Raw genomic sequence first — 16,078 nt, forward strand, 5'->3', positions numbered from 1 at the left:
TGTTCTAAAAGGCACTCTATCGGTTCGATGGCTTTTCTGTCTACTGCCAAGCGCCAAAAACTGTCCGAAGTATTGATATAAGGTAAAAGTTTTTTTGAAAGGATAATGGTGATGTTAGATATCGATGAAATGAGTTCAACGGAAATACAAGAGCTTTTGAAACAAGTGGGACACGGACACCTGGGCTGCATCTTCAAAGGGTATCCTTACGTTGTGCCGATGCACTATTATCTCGAAGGCTCAGATATTTACCTTTTCACTACAGAAGGCATGAAGACGCAAGCGATGGACGCAAATCCAGAAGTTTGCCTTCAGATTGAAGAAGTGCATGACCCAGAACACTGGAGGAGTGTGGTAGTGACAGGTCGAGTCGAGCGCATCACTACCCAGCCCGACTTTGAGCGAGCTATGCACTTCGTCAAAGAACAAAATCCAACGCTTTCGCCTGCAATCAATCGCACCTGGGTTGATAGTTGGGGGCGTGCTGAGGTGATTGCTATTTTCCGCATTCATTCCAGCGAAATGAGTGGACGGACGACTACTGGAGTGAGTAGCAAGTAAGCATTAATCGCCCCGTCTCAGCTCCGACCCAATTTAAGAGGTTCAACGAGTATAGTGGGCAACTTATTGCAGTGTGAGTACCTTGGTTGGGGGAAATTAGAGTCGTTTCGATCGAGATCTTTAGCCACGAACGAAGCGTTAATTTTCACAGAAATTGCAGGAACCGCTCCGGTCTTAATTCGAGGATTTCTTAATTGTCTGCGCTCTCCAAAAGTCCAAGCAAAAATTCCTCAGCAATTTTCAGAAAATGATGTAGCAGGAGTCATGGTAGAAATGGTCAGAACGCTGCCAGAGAGGCTGTTGCAGAAGTGGGCGAATCAATCCAACACCGATCGAGTCATGGTTTGTGCAATCCTTCGCTGGGCAATAAACTAAAGGATCTGCGATCGCCAGAGAAAAACGGTTTTCGATTCAAAAATGTTATCTCATTGACTGCTTTAACAATAATTTGGACAAGCCTGAAGTTAACTAGATGTTGAGGAGTAATTGATGCTTCAGGATATTTTTGAACTACCAGGACCAGAAAGTAACTCCATCGTTGGCAGTTTAGTAGATTTGGGAAACGACCCGCTTGGATTTTTGACTCGGTGCGCTCGCGAGTATGGGGACATTGTGCCAATGCGTCTGGGTTTGACTCCTGCCTGTCTAATTACAAACCCTAACTACATTGAGCAAGTACTGAAAGACCGAGAAGCGTTCATCAAAAGCCGAGGTTTTCGGGTCTTGAAAACCTTGCTGGGTGAAGGACTATTGACTGCTGAGGGCGATTCATGGCTATGGCAGCGTCGTCTAGCTCAACCTGTTTTCCATCAAACAAGGATTAATGGGTATGCAGGGGCTATGGTTGACTATGCCGAACAGATGATTGCAACCTGGCGCGATCGCGAAATACGAGATATACACGCCGACATGATGCGCTTGACTCTCAGGATCGTGATGAAAACGATCTTTAACGCCCAAGTAGACGAAGGTGAGGCAAAAACTGTTGCTCATGCACTAGATGTAGCAATGCACTGGTTTGAAAGTAAGCGGCGGCAGAATTTTTTGGTGTGGGAATGGTTTCCTAGACCAGAAAATATTCGCTATCGCCATGCTATTGCCGAGATGGATGAAGCAATTTACTCTTTAATTCAACATAAGCGCAACAGTGGCAAAGAAACAGAGGATTTGCTTTCAATGTTAATGCACGCCCGCGACGAAGAAACGGGTCAACAAATGAACGATAAGCAACTGCGGGATGAAGTGGCAACCTTAATGCTAGCAGGACACGAAACCACTGCTAATGCTTTGTCTTGGACGTGGATGCTATTGTCGGAGCATCCGCATGTACGGAGTAAGTTGCACTCCGAGCTAGATCGGGTATTGGCAGGGCGATCGCCAACTGTAGAAGATATACCCCAACTGCGCTACACCGACATGGTAATTAAGGAGTCGATGCGGCTTTATCCCCCTGTTTCCATTTTTGGACGTGAGGCGGCGCGAGATTGCACAATTGGAGAATATGAAGTACCTGAAGGATGCCTAATTCAAATTAGCCAGTGGGTGATGCATCGACACCCGCGCTACTTTGAAAATCCTTTAGGTTTTCAACCCGAACGCTGGGAAGATAATTTAGAAAAACGGCTACCTAGAGGGGTATATATTCCCTTTGGTGATGGTCCGCGGATTTGTATTGGCAAAGGCTTTGCGCTAATGGAGGCAGTTCTGCTGCTGGCAACTATAGCTCAAAAATTTCAACTAGACGTGCTGCCTGATTTCCCCATCGTTCCCCAACCATCGATTACTCTACGTCCCGAATCTGGCATTAAAGTGCAGATCGAGCAGTTGAGTGGTGTGGCAAAAAATAAGTGAGATGGTAAAGCGAGAAAGTCTTGGGGGAGTGAAAGCTACCTACAGAGATTTACATTAAATAGGAGATTTGAATGAAAGCTACAGACCCTGAAGTTAGAAATAGAGAACGAACTGGTGGATCGGGAACGGCTATTGCGATCGGTATTGTAATGGTGATTTTAGGACTAATCGCTATCGCTAGACCCTTGTACGCAACCATTGCTTCGACTTTAGTATTCGGCTGGCTGTTCATTTTTGCTGGAATTGCTCAAATAGCCCATGCTGTTGGGTCGCGTGGAGCCGGTCAGTTTGTTTGGAAATTGCTGTTAGGTGTCCTCTACCTTGGGGCTGGTATTGTTGTGATATCCAACGTATTTTCGGGAGCGATCGCACTCACGTTAATACTTGGAATTACCATCTTTGCCCAAGGTGCGCTCCAAGTGATTCTCGCCTTTGGGATACGTCCTGCTCGCAGTTGGGGTTGGGTCTTATTCAGTGGAATTTTAGGAATTATTCTAGGTATTTTGATTTGGTCTGAATGGCCCTTCAACGCAGCTTGGCTAATCGGGCTTTGGGTGGGAATTAGCCTTTTATTTAACGGGATTTGGATGATTACCCTACATTCATTGCCGGACTATAGCCAGCCTTAAGTAGAATCCGATTCGCCGGTAACGCTTTGCTGGGTATGGGAGTGTTGCGGGAATGATTCTTGGTGCTGCATTCGGACAAGGCATCTCTACCAAACAAGCTCATTTTTATGATGAGCAAGTCGCTCAAGGGCATTACTTACTGGCGATCGAAGCTAGTAAAGCAGAATTGCAACAAGCTCAATCGATTCTCAAAGATGAGGGCTTGCAAAACTGGACGGAGCATCAAATGCTGTAAAAAACTAATAATTTTTCTAATGACACTTTAATTACTGACGGAGGATTTAACAATGAATCATTTTCTAGAAAAATATTCACCCTACATTTATGCAATTTTGCGAATAGTTTCCGGTCTAATGTTCGCCATGCATGGTAGTCAGAAGGTGATTGGCATACCAGGCGGCAAATCTCCAGTCCCCTTAGCTTCACTGCTGGGTGTGGGCGGAATTCTCGAACTCGGTTGCGGATTGCTGATTGCACTGGGACTTGTAGCAAGTTATGCAGCGTTCATTGCCAGTGGCGAAATGGCAGTCGCCTACTTCATGATGCACGCTTCACACGGATTCCTGCCGATCGTCAATCAAGGTGAGTTAGCAGTTCTTTACTGTTTCCTCTTCCTCTACATCGCTGCGCGAGGATCGGGAGTCTGGAGTATTGATTCCCGCTTCGGGCGATCGAGGGCGATGTCTGCTGTGTTGGAATAGGCAGCAAAATGCCGATCGAGTGAATAGGCTATGTGTTGAAAGGGAAGACGTTTAGAGCTGTATGCGAGGAGTGCATAAATGCTTGGCTTTTTAATTTCTGTCGTCGTCATTGCGATTAGTTTATTGATTATCTCAACACTACCCACAGGAGTTGAGGTTGATAGTCCTTGGATTGCTCTGATTGCTGGAGCAATTATTGGTGCATTTAATGGCATTTGGAGTTTGTTTCCTGATTGGTTTAGAGCGGCGAATGCCATTTTTAGTTTGGGGTTGATTCCCCTGCTCGGCAGTATAATTGTGTTTGGTCTAGCAGCTTGGTTAGTTGAGGGATTTCGATTGAGATGGGGATTTGGGAGTGCAATTTTGGGAGCGATCGCATTGAGCATTATCAACTCCATTCTCTTCTTTATTTTACGTCAGACGGGCTTGGTTGCAGTTTAAGTCAAGCATGAGACAATCGCAGTCTATCTAATTCGGCGAGAATGCTGCTCTGCGTGTGAGATGTGAACGGCAAACTCGCTCTCGAACGATCGGAACACCTCTTCGTCGGGCAAATACCTTGGTAAAAGTTGCACCGATAAATAACACTTGAGCCGTGTAGTAAATCCAGGCGATCGCAATGACAAACGAACCTGCGACTCCATACGCTGAACCAAGATTAGAATGAGTTAAGATTAATCCAAATAATAATTGCCCAAGTAGAAATAGAATTGCCGTGACAACAGCTCCGAACAAGGTATTTCGCCAGACAATTTTAGCATCAGGCAGAATCGTAAACATCATAGCAAAGACAACAGTTGTGATGGCAAATGTCATGCTCCATCGCAGCGATTGCCACAAGTATCCTAATCCTGGAACTAAGCGATTAAAATAAGCCACGATCGCCGCTAAAAGCGTTGTGACGACAGAGGAAACAAGCAACAGAAACGCAACGACCAAAATCATTGCAAATGATAACAATCGCTTGCGTAAAAAATGAAGCCATTGCCGTTCGGGTGTCGGTTTAATTTCCCAAATGCGATCGAGGGCTTGTTGAATTTGACTAAAGACAGTTGATGCACCGAATAAAAGAAATCCTAAGCTGATTAATAGTTGAAGCAAACTGCTATCTGCTTGGGTCTGCATATTCTCAACTGCTGTTGCTATTAACTGAGCGCCGTCTTTACCCACAAACTCTGTCAGTTGGCTCACAATCTGTTCTTGTGCCGTGGCTTCACCGAAAAATGCACCCACGATCGTGATGACAATCACCATCAAGGGAGCAAGCGAAAACACCGTGAAATAGGCGAGAGACGATGCTAACAGTGATGCATCATTGATTAGCCATTCTCCGATTGTTTCTTTCAAAAGCCACCAAACTCTTCTAAAAACTGCCATATTCTAGTTGGGTTGAGCGTGAATACTCTACTTTCATTAGCTTTTACTCAGTTGTTTACTCGCAGTTTAAGTCAAGCATGAGCCATTGTGTTGCACCAGGCATTCAAAACTGAGACTTACCGCTTATTAAGTACATCCTTTACTAACAGTTCCTTAATCCAGACTTGAGTTATAACCAGCAGCGGTAGAGCCAGAAACAGACCTAAAAACCCAAAAAAGCTGGCAAAAATTAGTTGAGATGCCAAGGTGACTGCTGGTAGCAGAGATACCTGTCTTTTCATAATCAGTGGCGTGAGGACGTTGCTTTCGACTTGCTGAATGATAATGTAAGCCACTAGCACTGCCACTGCTTTTCCAGGAGAATCCAGTAGAGCTAGTAATACCGCCGGAATAGTACTTAGAAAAGGTCCAACATTGGGGACAAACGTTGATATACCTGAGAGAACGCCATTTGCTAATGCCAACGGCACTTGCAAAATCAACAAAGCAGTTCCGTTCAAGACGGCAATGATAGCCATGTTAAAGAGAATACCTGTTACCCACCCACCTAAGCCAACTTCACACTGTTGCAAAATTTCCTCAACTCGGTGGCGATATGAGGAAGGAAACAGTAAGATAAAACTCCGACGATAGGGAGCAGGATTTGCCAATAGCATGATGGTCAAAACCAGCACCACTACGCAGTTCAGAATAATACCGATTGAGTTGGAAAACAGCGTTAAGAAGTTACCAAATAAACTAGATAAAAGCGATTGAAGTTGTTGAGTAAGTCCTGACAAGTTACGAAGGTCTTGTACAACTTGCTCTGGAATTAAGTTTTGCAACCAGCTTGTCCAACTGCGTAACCTTTCTAATCCTTCAGGGGTTAACTTGACTAGCTCTTGCAGTTGTTCTAAAAAAGGTGGTATCACTACAATAAAAAAGCCAGCTAAAAGAAGTAGTAAAAGACCCACTGATAGGAAGATAGCAATGCTTCGCCCGATGCGAAATCGCTGAAATAGTCGCACAAGTCGATTTAGTGCTATTGCTAGCACTACCGCTGTAAATATCAGCAAGAGGACTTGACGGATTTGCCAGGAAATGTAGAGACAGACAACAAAAACAACTAAGCCGATCCACTGTCCTAAACCCAAAATGCCCCTCCTTCTTAGTGCTGAGCCTATTACTAACTTATGTATGTTTTGGAAAATAGTAATTGACTAAATTATCAAAACCGCCTTAATACCTTTTTGGCATCAAGCTATCAGCCCAATTCGTGCGATCGCTATAGACAGATGACAGCCATAATGAGAAAAAGTGCAATATAGAAGTGCATTAGCTTAGTCTTCATGACGCATTTGCCATGCTGCACCGAAAGCCGCCCCAGTTCCAGCTACTAAACCGATGCTCATTCCCTCTATGATTTTGGTAATTGGATCTTGAGTCAGGCAATCATTCATAGCTGTCTTGGCTTGCAAACACAGTTTGCTTTCTGCCCAGCTTGTTGTACCTCCTAAAATTACACCTGTCAGACTACAGGAAACAACTAGTAGCAAAAGGCGCTTGTTTTTTTATCCATAATTGTAATTATTGTTAAATCTAGAAAACCAGGGTACTCACCACACAGTTAATAAAGCAGGTACGTCAATTCCCTAATAACGCCAGAACAGCGATCGCCCATGAATTGATGTTTCCACTCTGCCCGCATTATCCAGCGCACGACTCTTTATGCCTCTCCTTTCAGCTCATCAATTTCTAATAAACTCACAAGTAAACCAGAAATTGGAACAGCAAGGAAAATCCCTAGCAACCCAGCAATCCTTGCCCCGACTAATAAAGCAAAAAATGTAACCACAGGGTTAACATCGACTGAATTTTGCATGACTCGCGGCGAAATTAAGTTATCTTGGATTTGCTGAAGTACAATCGAGGCTGCTAAGACTTTGAAAGCAAGCAAAACATCTTGAGTTAACAGAAATAAAAAAACAGTACCAATTCCTAAAGTTGCACCAATTCCTGGAACCGCATCAATAATGCCAACGATTAGGGACAAAACTAAGGGAAAAGGAACCTGGAGTAATACAAAAACTAAAAAAGTAGAAGTAGACAGAAATAACATTAAAATTAATTGCCCTCGAAAAAAACCTAATAGCTTCTTTTCGACTGTATCTGCAAAGTGATGGCGCAATCTCTCTGGGACAATTTTCAAAACAAAGTGCCAAATGTTTCTCCCATTAAGTAACATAAAAAGAGTAATAACTGCAATGAAAACAAGATTCATAAAATTGGTGAGAGAACCTCCTAGAAAACCAATAATATAGTTAATACCTGAGAAAGCAAAGCTGCGGATTCGCTCTGCAATATTGTCCAGCTCTAATTGCAAATTGCGAGTTTGAAGAAAAGCCTCTAGTTGTGCTAACCAAGCGACAACAGAATTAGCAATTTCAAAAAAGCGATCGATCAGTTGTTGTCCTTGAGACAGAATTGCTAAACCAAGAGCGATCGCTAAAGCGATAACAATTAAGAGGCTTACTAAGAAAACTAAGATGGCTGCGACTGTGCGAGGTAAAAAACGCTGCAACAGACGAACGGGGTAGTTCAATAAAGCTGCTAAGATCGCGGCAAATGTAAAAGTTACAACCACTGTTTCAAAATAAGTCAAAAGCTGTAGAGCAGCCCAACCAAAGGCGAATAATAGTAAAAAGCGAATGATAAAGGAATTACTCAGTCGCCGTCGGAGATTGTTCATCATTTCCTCGCCTGATTTCCTCAATTTGGCTGACTTGAAAAATTACCCAAACCAATTACATAAACGGTGACATGAGCGCGACAGCAATTGCCGTACCAGCCTGCATTAGAAGAAATTTTCGGCTCTAATTTAGCTGTCAACTAGCTCATAACAAAATACCAACAAAAGCAAATAGCCCGACTAGAATTAGGGCAATAGCTACCACGAAACTGAGAGATAGGCGCGAAGAGTAGGTGAAATCTCCTCGGTTGATACGGCGTAGATCTTGGTGATGGTTGAAGGCAGCAGATAACAACGCTAAGGTGCCGATCGCGATGAAGCAAAGTCCTACGTTGCGCGAGATACTCTGGGGATCGCTTTTATTATCTATACCAGCATAGAGAGCCGACACGATTCGATCGATGCCAAATCCAAAGGTGATTAACGATAGACTGGTGCGAATCCACGCCATTAAAGTTCGCTCGGCGGCGGCTCGGCTGCGCTCTTTGGCGAGTTCATTGGAGAGACTCATCGTGATTTTTCTGAAGTAAAAGATTCCGAAGCGCCAAATGTAAATAGCTAACCTTGATTAAGGCTGTCTTACCCATGCCCTAAACCCCAAACCCAACGGGTTTACTCTTAACCTTTTGTTCTTGTTTATATAACAGTCCCATCACTTCATCAGCATAGCGTCCCTGATGCAGCAAACCCGCCATCATTTGCATCGGTTGTGCAATATGGCTAAAAATGCTTTATTCGTGGAGCTTTGCTTAAATAAATAGCAGGACTAAAAACTTATGCTCAAATTAAGGCGACAATCGCCAAACAGATCGAGCTTGGAGTTCGTGGCACAGACACTATAGCTGTGATTCATGGCTAACTACCTCTTGCGATACTTGACCTCGTGCGTACCGAACATATCCAGGTCGAACGGGCATCGATCGTCGCCGATCTCGCACTCGACCAGCGCGTTCAACTTCCTCAGCATCCGCTCCACTAGTTGCGGATTGTAGTTTGGGTGGTTCTGGTTGCCGATGTTATCTAGCTCGCCTGGATCGTTGACCAAATCATACAACCCCACATCGCTCGTCGCATACAATTCGTCCAACGTTGCGGGATTGCCGAATTCGTAGGGGCTGAACCAGCGCACCAGCTTGTACCGCCCATCCACCACAGTACGGAAAAAGTTGCGCTTGCTCCAATCCGGCGCACCGAACTGTTGCCCAGCTTCCTTCATACTCTCCATCAGCTCATCTTTGGGCGCGCGTGGCCCGCTGCCCATGTTGGTCAGTTCCTTGAGCGCGCCCGTGGCGGTCCACTCCGGATCGAGCATGTTCAGCCCATCCCAGCAGAACAATCCACCGTCGCTGGGGGCATGAACACTACCGCGTGGACCGTCCTTTGAAGCATCGAACATCACAGACCGCATACTGCGCCCCTTGAGGTGGGGGTAGCGCTCCTTGATCTCGTCTGCACTTAAGCCCGCGAACTCCAGCAGGGTCGGCGCGAGATCGAGGAACGTGGATACCGCCGCCGTGCGCTTTCCTTGCGCGCCGTCCGGCACCACTGCCGTCAGGTAGCCGATTGCCGCCTCGTCAAAGGCGATCGCGCCCTTTTGCGCCATGCGATGCGCGCCGTTCATTTCGCCGTGATCGCTCATCAACAGCACCACGGTGTTATCCCACAGGTTCTGGCGATCGAGCGCATCCAAAATTTTGCCGAACTCCAAATCCACCAACCGCATGCAATTGATCAGGTAGTTCCGCCGTTCGCGCCATAAATCTTCTCGGTCGTCGGGCACGCGCCCGTAGTTCTGGTCGATGACCTGCTTATAGTTGCGTACGCCAGGCGGTTGGAGCGCGTAATCATCGGCGAAGTTGGGCGGTAGCGTCACATCCCACTGCTGCTCAAACCAGCCCAGCCGCTGCTTGGTAGTTTGTAAACCATTCATCGCGCCGTTCGGCTCCGGCTGCTCGATCGGATCTGATCGAAAGAACATGATGTCGTGCGGATTTACCATGCTGCCGATCAGCAGCCAAGGTCGATCGAGCGACGGAGCTTTGGTTTCGAGCCAATCTACCGTTTCAAAAGCCACCGTGCCGTCGAGTTGTGCGCCCTGGAGCGGCGCGCCGAACATATCGCCCCATTGCTGGTAATCGGCGAAGCCGTAGCGTTCAAGTGTGTCTTCGCTTTGTTCCACCTCACTCAGGTGCCACTTGCCCTTGAACGCGGTGTAGTAGCCCTGTTGACGCAGCATATGCCCAATGGTCGGAATTTCGCTCGACAGTTCTCCGATCCAGGCAAAGTTAGTGTTGTCCCACAAGCCGGTGTGCTGGGCATGCACGCCCGTCCACATGGTGGAGCGGGACGGCGTACAGATCGGCACGGTGCAATAGTTACGCTCAAAGCGCGTGCCCCGTGCTTCCAGCCGTTTCATCGCTGGGAACTGCACTCCCTCAGGTACCGCCATCGTTGCATCCCATTGATCCATGCACAAGATCAGAATGTTCGGGCGGTTGGTAGCGCGATCGTCGGTGTTCGTGGTCATTGGCTTCTCCTTAACTAGCGTTTTATTGAAGGTGGGGCTACATCGGCACGTTGTGCATCTTAGTTGTCGCGGCTGAGAAACTTGGCAAGCCCCAGCAGGAGGATCAGACCTAGCAGGTTTGCAAGCGTGAGCATCACCAGCACATTGGGGTTGCTGAAGTTCTGTGTGGCGACGAGCAAACCGGCAGCAGTATTGCGCTGTGCGGTGGCCAACCCGCCAACATCTTCCAGGTGATCCTGGCCGCTGCCCATCCCGTAACCGATCCCGAACGCTGCAACGACGAAAGCGATCGCAACGAAGAGCGCGCCTGTGCCGATGATGTCAAGCATGTTGGGGAAGTAGCCGATCGACGTGGCAGCAAGCACGACGTACAACGCATAGTTACCTAACTTGGCGATCCACGGTTGTACAGTTCTGGTGAGATCGCGCCGCCATTTCGCGACGAGCGTGCCAAGGACGATCGGCAGGATCATTTGCAGCAGCAGGGACCGCGCAATCGCCCAGGCATCCACACTGATGCCCGACAACAACAGCGGCAGCACGATCGGCACATAGATCGTGGTGACCACCATCAGCACCAGCATGGTTGCTGCTCCAAGCGCCAAATCATGACCTGACGTTTGGGTCAACTTGATCAAAAACGGCGCGCCGGCACAAACGCCGAACAGCAGCAGACCCGCTTTGAGCGCTGGCTCAAACGACGCAACGTTCAGCAGCGCGATCGTGACGAGCGGTGCTAGAATAAAATTGGCAAGCAACATCTTGAGTACAAACTGCCAATCCCTCCAATACTGCACGATCGTCGCTGGCTTTTGAGTCAACCCAACGTTCAGCATCGTGGCGAGCACATAAATGGGAACCGCGATTTCGGTCAGGTATTGGAAAAATGCGAACATGTGTATTGCCCAGTATGACGACCTCGCAAATACGATTTGATCGCGGCGAAGAGTGGAACCGCGCTGTCGTACCTGTTGGTGCCGGACGCACTCCGCGCAGTTCCGGCTGTTATTTACCTGCGCCTGTAAGCGTAAAGATTACGGTTTGCGTAGCCCGTGCTGCCCCATCCGCCGATGTCGATCGGCACGGTGAGCAGCAGCCAGAACCAGCCTAGTGGACCAATGCCAATGCCCGGTGTCCAAAGCAGCACATATATCAGCGTGGTAAACGGTAGAAAGATGATGCCCAAGATCGGCCATAACAAGAAGCCGCCAAAAGCAGCGGTGAACAAGACCGGACGCGCCAGCCAAATCACGAATACTCCCAAGCGTGGGAATAAACCGGCAAAGATGGCGAATAAACAGCCCATAGCGTTTTCCTACTCCCTAACGATCTTCGATTGTTCCTGTAGTCATTTGCAAAATGCAGCGGAAGCCGATGTGACAGGCTGAGGAGTCGATCGCCTGACCTTGCCGCGCTGCCGGACGGTAGCGCAAACAATAGTTGGGTGCACACAGATGCGAGCCGCCTTTGAGCACCTTGCGCGGAATATGCGAACTGGGATGATCGAACGCATAACTCTGCGCCGACGACATAACACGCGGGTTGCGCGGAATGCAGCACGCTTTTGCCACTTCTTCAGGATGGCGCGGCGTGAAGAAATCACTGGTCCATTCCCACACATTGCCAGCCATGTCGTACAACCCGTAGCCGTTGCACGGGAACGTGCCAACCGGCGATGTGCCTTCGTAGCCGTCGGTTCGCAAGTTCTGCCACGGAAACTCGCCCTGCCACGTGTTCGCCAGCATACGCCCCTGCGGCGCGAACTCGTCGCCCCACACAAACGCGGCACCCTCTAAACCACCGCGCGCGGCAAACTCCCATTCGGCTTCGGTCGGCAGTGCCTTGCCCGCCCACCGCGCATACGCTTCGGCATCCTCAGACGCAATATGCACGACAGGGTGGCAGTCACGTCCATGAAGCGTGCTGCCTGCTCCTTCCGGGTGATTCCAGCACGCGCCCGGAACATATGCCCACCAGTTCTGGTAGTGACGGAGGCTGACGCGCTGTTGTGGATGGCGGAATACTAGCGAGCCGGGCACGAGCAGCGCCGGATCGACATCGGGGTAGTCATCGGGGTTGGGCGCGCGCTCGGCCACGGTGCGGTAGCCAGTGACCTTTACGAAGCGGAGAAATTCGGCGTTGGTAACGGGATGCTCGTCCATCCAGAAGCCATCGACGGTGACGCGATGTGCTGGGCGTTCTTCGGGATAAAAGTCATTCGACCCCATCAGGAACGTGCCACTGGGAACCCATACCATGTGCTTTGGCGGCGCTCCCTGGGACACGTTGTACGTCAGTGCTGTTGCTGGCTGCTCCATCATCCCCATGCCTCTCGTGTACTTCGGGCTGCACTCCATCACCGTTTCGGCAGATACGTGGCGCACACCTGTTTGAATCGATCGCAAGTCGCGTAGTCCGGTTGGCGGCGCACGACGTGCCATCGCCGATGATGCCGATCCGAACTTAGTGTAAGCTGAGCTTGGGATATAGTTGCTGCAAAACTCAACTTAAATGACTTTGAAACTTGCACTCATCAAGCCGGATTTGGGTTGGAAGTCATCCATTCCTTTGTCTTAGCTTTGCAGTACCAAGGTTGTCGCGAGAAAATTGCCGACAATTGTGTTTTTCTACACGAGAAAGACTAAGGCAGAGGACACGAAATCGCGAACAAAACACCGATTGTAATTGAGTGAATTTACATTTGGAGCTTGTACTGCAACCGTACCATCATCATCTATGCTCCTTGCGGTTTTAGTGTAGATTGGGACTTCAATCATATTATGAAGCTTGGCGATGTCCGATCTCTATCTAATGAAGTAAATTGAAGTTTTTGAAAGAAAATAAGCTAATTAGTAGGTGGAATTAGTGTAGGACGTAGTGCAGGTGTTCTGCTTGCTAGTGGAAACTGGTTAAATGCTCTTTGTCATCACTAGTATGGCTAGGTTAGGGTTGAGTCTAACCGGATCGGAAATTCTGACTCCTTTAAAAAATGGCAGACTAGTGTTTCGAGTGCTGCTGGCAAATTTTGTGCTGGTGCCGTTCCTGGGGTTTCTACTGACGAGGATTGTTTCCCCTAACCAGTCCCTCAGCACTGGATTAATTTTGCTTGCTTGTGCTTCAGGCGCACCCTTTTCGATCGAACTAGTGAGCTAGCAAAAAGCGATGCGGCGTTAGGGTTGGGGATGATGGTGCTATTGATGGGAACGACGATTGTGTATGTCCCCATCGTATTACCGTGGCTGCTGCCAGGGGTATCCGTCAACGCTCTGCCGATCGCGAGGTCGCTGGTGATTTTGATGCTGATTCCCCTCGCGATCGCGCTATTTATCCGCTCCCGTTATTTAGAGGTGGCTGAGTCTCTGCAAGGAGTCATATCGACCGCCTCTAATACCAGGCGCGATCGCTCTATTTGTGCTAATGTTGGTGTTGAATTTTCAAACGCTTATTGTCACGATCGGGACTGGCGCAATCATCTCTACAATCGTATTTGTCGTGGGTGCCTTACCGAAACTATGCCTAATTGGATAGCAAAAAAACACTTGAGATTTCGCTTTCGTCAATTCCCAAGTGTAATCTTGATAGCGAGTTTAACGATCGTAGTTGCTCGCATCGGGCTAACTCAGGAGGTTTCCCCTACACCTGCTACACCTCAAACCACAACTGCTTCTCCTCAAAGAATTAACTCTAAGGAGATTCCATCTGATGGGGTGTACTTTGCCGATATTCTTGTAAGAGGACAGCCCGTGTTTCAGGTTGGTAGCTTGTTAAATTTGAGCGCCAGCGATCGCGCTCAGATTGTGAATCGGCGAATTGCTAGCGTTCTAGCACAGTCCGAAGTTGGGGGAGCAGTCACCGTCGAACCCGATCCACAAAGAGGCATAGCCATTCTCAAGTTCAACAACCGAGTTTTGATGACTGTTACCCAACAGGATGCTCAAGACTTTAACACGACGGTGGAAACTCTAGCTAGGCAGTGGGCAGATGAATTAAACTCTGCGTTTGAGCAGCCACCGTTTGTCATTGATGTCGGGCAACGACTTTGGATTACATTGCGCTCCTTGCAACGAGACACTATTAGTAACCTACCTTCCTTTATAGGAGCGCTGTTAGCACTCTTGGCAACTTGGTTGATAGCAAGGAGTTTGCGTCGCCTCACCTTGGTAGGAACACGCCAGTGGCAAGGGGATAATAACTCTAAAATCTTGGTAAGTCGCGTTGTATATGGTGGCGTGTGGGTAGTAGGTAGCATTTTTGCTTTAGGAGTCTTGGGACTAGACTTTACTACTTTATTGGGAACATTAGGTTTGACGAGTGTAGTAATTAGATTTAGCTTGCGGGACGTTTTGAGTAATTACTTTTCTGGAATTATTTTGCTTGCTTCTCGTCCATTTCGGCGCTTGCGATCGAATTGTTATCAAAGAGTTTGAAGGAACAGTCAGACAAATTGAACTGCGAGCAACAACCCTTATCACTTACGATGGACGTGTTGTTTATATTCCCAATCAAGAAGTTTTTAGTGCTGTCATTACTAATAATACTGTCTCCGGCAAGCGCCGCACTTCCGTGTCAGTTGGCATTACTTATGACACAGATATTAACACTGTCAAAAAAATTCTGAATGATACTGTTTTGAAAGTTGTAGGAGTCGAACCAGAGCCAAAGCCTATAACTCTAGTACGCGAATTGGGTCCGAGTGAGGTTAATATTGAAGTGCGATTTTGGGTAAATTCTCAACGGCTACCATTTATAGCAATGACTTCTGAGGCAGCACAGGCAATCAAAGAATCATTGCAGTCAGCGGAAATTGGGTTAGCTACCGTACCAAAAATTAAAGTTATTCAACTTAACGACGATCGGTAGATCTAAAATTATCTAAAAAAGGGGTAGAGTCAGGCAAGCAATCATCAAAGTCAAGCTGTGAACCTATTCCTGAGAAAACGCAGTGTGGTTTTTCAGCCACACCGCGAGTGCTTGGGTTTTAGAACACCAATCAGCGATTTTCTTCTCGCTTATCAACAATTTCAACTTCAGGGCGAGCGTCTTTGTCGATATCTATGGTTCTGCGATCGCTCACCGTCTCGTCTCTATATGATGCTGTTTGCCGATTCATCGGTGCAGGTGATGTATTAACATTAGCGCGATCGCTGTCAGACAGATCGTATACTTTCCACTCTTCGACACCACGATTTCCTAATATCGAACCAGCGCGATCGATCTCTGAGGGCGTACCTTCTATCATCACCAGGTAGTCACCCTGCGATACTCGCTTGTCGTAAGCTTTAGCATCTTCTTCGGGAATTCCTAAACCAGTTAGTGTGCCAACAATCGCACCTGCTGCTGCACCAATCCCAGCACCAGCTAAGGTAGTCGCTACAGTACCAGCTGCTAGAAATGGACCCACCCCTGGAATGATTAAAGCTTCCAGACCCACTAGTAAGCCACCAATACCGCCTAAAGCAGTACCAGCTACAGCACCAATGCCAGCGCCTTCTTGAGCTTCATTACCACCGCGATCTTTCATTTCATTGCGGTCTTGCACGTCAACGCCTGCAATTTCCTCGTTGCGATCTGCGTCTTTTGCTAATAAGGATATTCGCTCCATCGAAAAACCTGAATCTCTTAATGAGTTCAGTGCATTTTCAGCTTCTGCACGACTGCGAAATACACCAACTGCTCGTTTATATTGCCCAGTTGCCATTTTTCC

At 47.7% G+C, this 16,078-nt stretch carries 22 protein-coding genes; 11 read left to right on the forward strand and 11 right to left on the reverse strand.

What is annotated here, in order from left to right:
- The first annotated feature begins 111 nt into the window (after positions 1-111).
- The 7 genes from C7Y66_RS11780 to C7Y66_RS11810 all read left to right on the forward strand — a co-directional run bounded on the left by C7Y66_RS11780 (position 112) and on the right by C7Y66_RS11810 (position 4,183).
- The gene (locus C7Y66_RS11780; protein ID WP_106545749.1) at positions 112-561 is read left to right on the forward strand and encodes a pyridoxamine 5'-phosphate oxidase family protein; all 450 of its coding nucleotides are present in this window, start codon (positions 112-114) and stop codon (positions 559-561) included.
- A 54-nt stretch (positions 562-615) separates the two neighbouring features.
- A complete protein-coding gene (locus tag C7Y66_RS11785; protein ID WP_199197388.1) occupies positions 616-936 on the forward strand; it encodes a hypothetical protein in 321 nt (106 codons plus the stop codon).
- A 114-nt stretch (positions 937-1,050) separates the two neighbouring features.
- Positions 1,051-2,412 carry a cytochrome P450 gene (locus C7Y66_RS11790; protein WP_106545722.1) on the forward strand — a complete coding sequence of 454 codons (1,362 nt, stop codon included), beginning with the start codon at positions 1,051-1,053 and terminating at the stop codon, positions 2,410-2,412.
- Between the two features lie 71 nt (positions 2,413-2,483).
- A complete protein-coding gene (locus C7Y66_RS11795) occupies positions 2,484-3,041 on the forward strand; it encodes an HdeD family acid-resistance protein (protein WP_106545723.1) in 558 nt (185 codons plus the stop codon).
- A gap of 52 nt (positions 3,042-3,093) precedes the next feature.
- Complete coding sequence (locus C7Y66_RS11800) at positions 3,094-3,276, forward strand: hypothetical protein (protein ID WP_106545724.1); 183 nt, start codon at positions 3,094-3,096, stop codon at positions 3,274-3,276.
- A gap of 52 nt (positions 3,277-3,328) precedes the next feature.
- Positions 3,329-3,742, forward strand: coding sequence for a DoxX family protein (locus C7Y66_RS11805; protein ID WP_106545725.1), 414 nt, complete (start codon positions 3,329-3,331; stop codon positions 3,740-3,742).
- 78 nt (positions 3,743-3,820) lie between these two features.
- The gene (locus C7Y66_RS11810) at positions 3,821-4,183 is read left to right on the forward strand and encodes a phage holin family protein (protein ID WP_106545726.1); all 363 of its coding nucleotides are present in this window, start codon (positions 3,821-3,823) and stop codon (positions 4,181-4,183) included.
- Between the two features lie 27 nt (positions 4,184-4,210).
- Here the strand turns inward: C7Y66_RS11810 and C7Y66_RS11815 are convergent, their stop codons facing one another.
- The 7 genes from C7Y66_RS11815 to C7Y66_RS11845 all read right to left on the reverse strand — a co-directional run bounded on the left by C7Y66_RS11815 (position 4,211) and on the right by C7Y66_RS11845 (position 11,270).
- Positions 4,211-5,089 carry a YihY/virulence factor BrkB family protein gene (locus tag C7Y66_RS11815; RefSeq protein WP_199197389.1) on the reverse strand — a complete coding sequence of 293 codons (879 nt, stop codon included), beginning with the start codon at positions 5,087-5,089 and terminating at the stop codon, positions 4,211-4,213.
- A 146-nt stretch (positions 5,090-5,235) separates the two neighbouring features.
- Entirely contained in the window at positions 5,236-6,252 is a 1,017-nt protein-coding gene (locus tag C7Y66_RS11820; protein ID WP_106545727.1) for an AI-2E family transporter, read from the reverse strand.
- A 186-nt stretch (positions 6,253-6,438) separates the two neighbouring features.
- Positions 6,439-6,654 (reverse strand): hypothetical protein, encoded by a 216-nt coding sequence (locus tag C7Y66_RS11825; protein WP_106545728.1) that lies wholly within the window; start codon positions 6,652-6,654, stop codon positions 6,439-6,441.
- Positions 6,655-6,824: 170 nt separating this feature from the next.
- Positions 6,825-7,850, reverse strand: a complete 1,026-nt coding sequence (locus C7Y66_RS11830) for an AI-2E family transporter (RefSeq protein ID WP_106545729.1) — start codon at positions 7,848-7,850, stop codon at positions 6,825-6,827.
- Positions 7,851-7,992: 142 nt separating this feature from the next.
- Positions 7,993-8,358, reverse strand: coding sequence for a YidH family protein (locus tag C7Y66_RS11835; RefSeq protein ID WP_106545730.1), 366 nt, complete (start codon positions 8,356-8,358; stop codon positions 7,993-7,995).
- A 348-nt stretch (positions 8,359-8,706) separates the two neighbouring features.
- Positions 8,707-10,374 (reverse strand): sulfatase-like hydrolase/transferase, encoded by a 1,668-nt coding sequence (locus C7Y66_RS11840; protein ID WP_106545731.1) that lies wholly within the window; start codon positions 10,372-10,374, stop codon positions 8,707-8,709.
- A gap of 59 nt (positions 10,375-10,433) precedes the next feature.
- The gene (locus C7Y66_RS11845) at positions 10,434-11,270 is read right to left on the reverse strand and encodes a bile acid:sodium symporter family protein (RefSeq protein WP_106545732.1); all 837 of its coding nucleotides are present in this window, start codon (positions 11,268-11,270) and stop codon (positions 10,434-10,436) included.
- Between the two features lie 14 nt (positions 11,271-11,284).
- Between C7Y66_RS11845 and C7Y66_RS31035 the strand changes: the two genes are divergently transcribed.
- Positions 11,285-11,485 carry a hypothetical protein gene (locus C7Y66_RS31035; protein ID WP_158265908.1) on the forward strand — a complete coding sequence of 67 codons (201 nt, stop codon included), beginning with the start codon at positions 11,285-11,287 and terminating at the stop codon, positions 11,483-11,485.
- A 211-nt stretch (positions 11,486-11,696) separates the two neighbouring features.
- Here C7Y66_RS31035 and C7Y66_RS11855 read toward each other — a convergent pair whose 3' ends face one another.
- The 3 genes from C7Y66_RS11855 to C7Y66_RS33395 form a co-directional block, all read right to left on the reverse strand.
- A complete protein-coding gene (locus tag C7Y66_RS11855; protein WP_370143936.1) occupies positions 11,697-12,692 on the reverse strand; it encodes a formylglycine-generating enzyme family protein in 996 nt (331 codons plus the stop codon).
- Between the two features lie 38 nt (positions 12,693-12,730).
- Positions 12,731-12,904 carry a hypothetical protein gene (locus tag C7Y66_RS31040; RefSeq protein ID WP_158265909.1) on the reverse strand — a complete coding sequence of 58 codons (174 nt, stop codon included), beginning with the start codon at positions 12,902-12,904 and terminating at the stop codon, positions 12,731-12,733.
- A 97-nt stretch (positions 12,905-13,001) separates the two neighbouring features.
- Entirely contained in the window at positions 13,002-13,151 is a 150-nt protein-coding gene (locus C7Y66_RS33395) for a glycoside hydrolase 100 family protein (protein WP_199197391.1), read from the reverse strand.
- Positions 13,152-13,287: 136 nt separating this feature from the next.
- Here C7Y66_RS33395 and C7Y66_RS11865 point away from each other — a divergent pair, with 136 nt between their 5' ends.
- Genes C7Y66_RS11865 through C7Y66_RS31800 form a run of 3 tightly spaced genes read left to right on the forward strand, consistent with a single transcriptional unit; the run spans position 13,288 to position 15,234 of the window.
- Positions 13,288-13,527: a bile acid:sodium symporter gene (locus C7Y66_RS11865; protein ID WP_106545733.1), complete on the forward strand. Its 240-nt coding sequence runs from the start codon at positions 13,288-13,290 to the stop codon at positions 13,525-13,527.
- A gap of 29 nt (positions 13,528-13,556) precedes the next feature.
- The gene (locus tag C7Y66_RS31795) at positions 13,557-14,801 is read left to right on the forward strand and encodes a mechanosensitive ion channel domain-containing protein (protein WP_199197392.1); all 1,245 of its coding nucleotides are present in this window, start codon (positions 13,557-13,559) and stop codon (positions 14,799-14,801) included.
- Entirely contained in the window at positions 14,749-15,234 is a 486-nt protein-coding gene (locus C7Y66_RS31800) for a mechanosensitive ion channel family protein (RefSeq protein WP_199197393.1), read from the forward strand. Before C7Y66_RS31795 ends, C7Y66_RS31800 begins: the two co-directional genes overlap by 53 nt.
- 130 nt (positions 15,235-15,364) lie before the next feature.
- Here the strand turns inward: C7Y66_RS31800 and C7Y66_RS11875 are convergent, their stop codons facing one another.
- A complete protein-coding gene (locus tag C7Y66_RS11875) occupies positions 15,365-16,072 on the reverse strand; it encodes a general stress protein (RefSeq protein ID WP_106545734.1) in 708 nt (235 codons plus the stop codon).
- Positions 16,073-16,078: the final 6 nt, after the last annotated feature.

The sequence above is a fragment of the Chroococcidiopsis sp. CCALA 051 genome, assembly GCF_003015105.1.
Lineage (GTDB): Bacteria > Cyanobacteriota > Cyanobacteriia > Cyanobacteriales > Chroococcidiopsidaceae > Chroococcidiopsis > Chroococcidiopsis thermalis.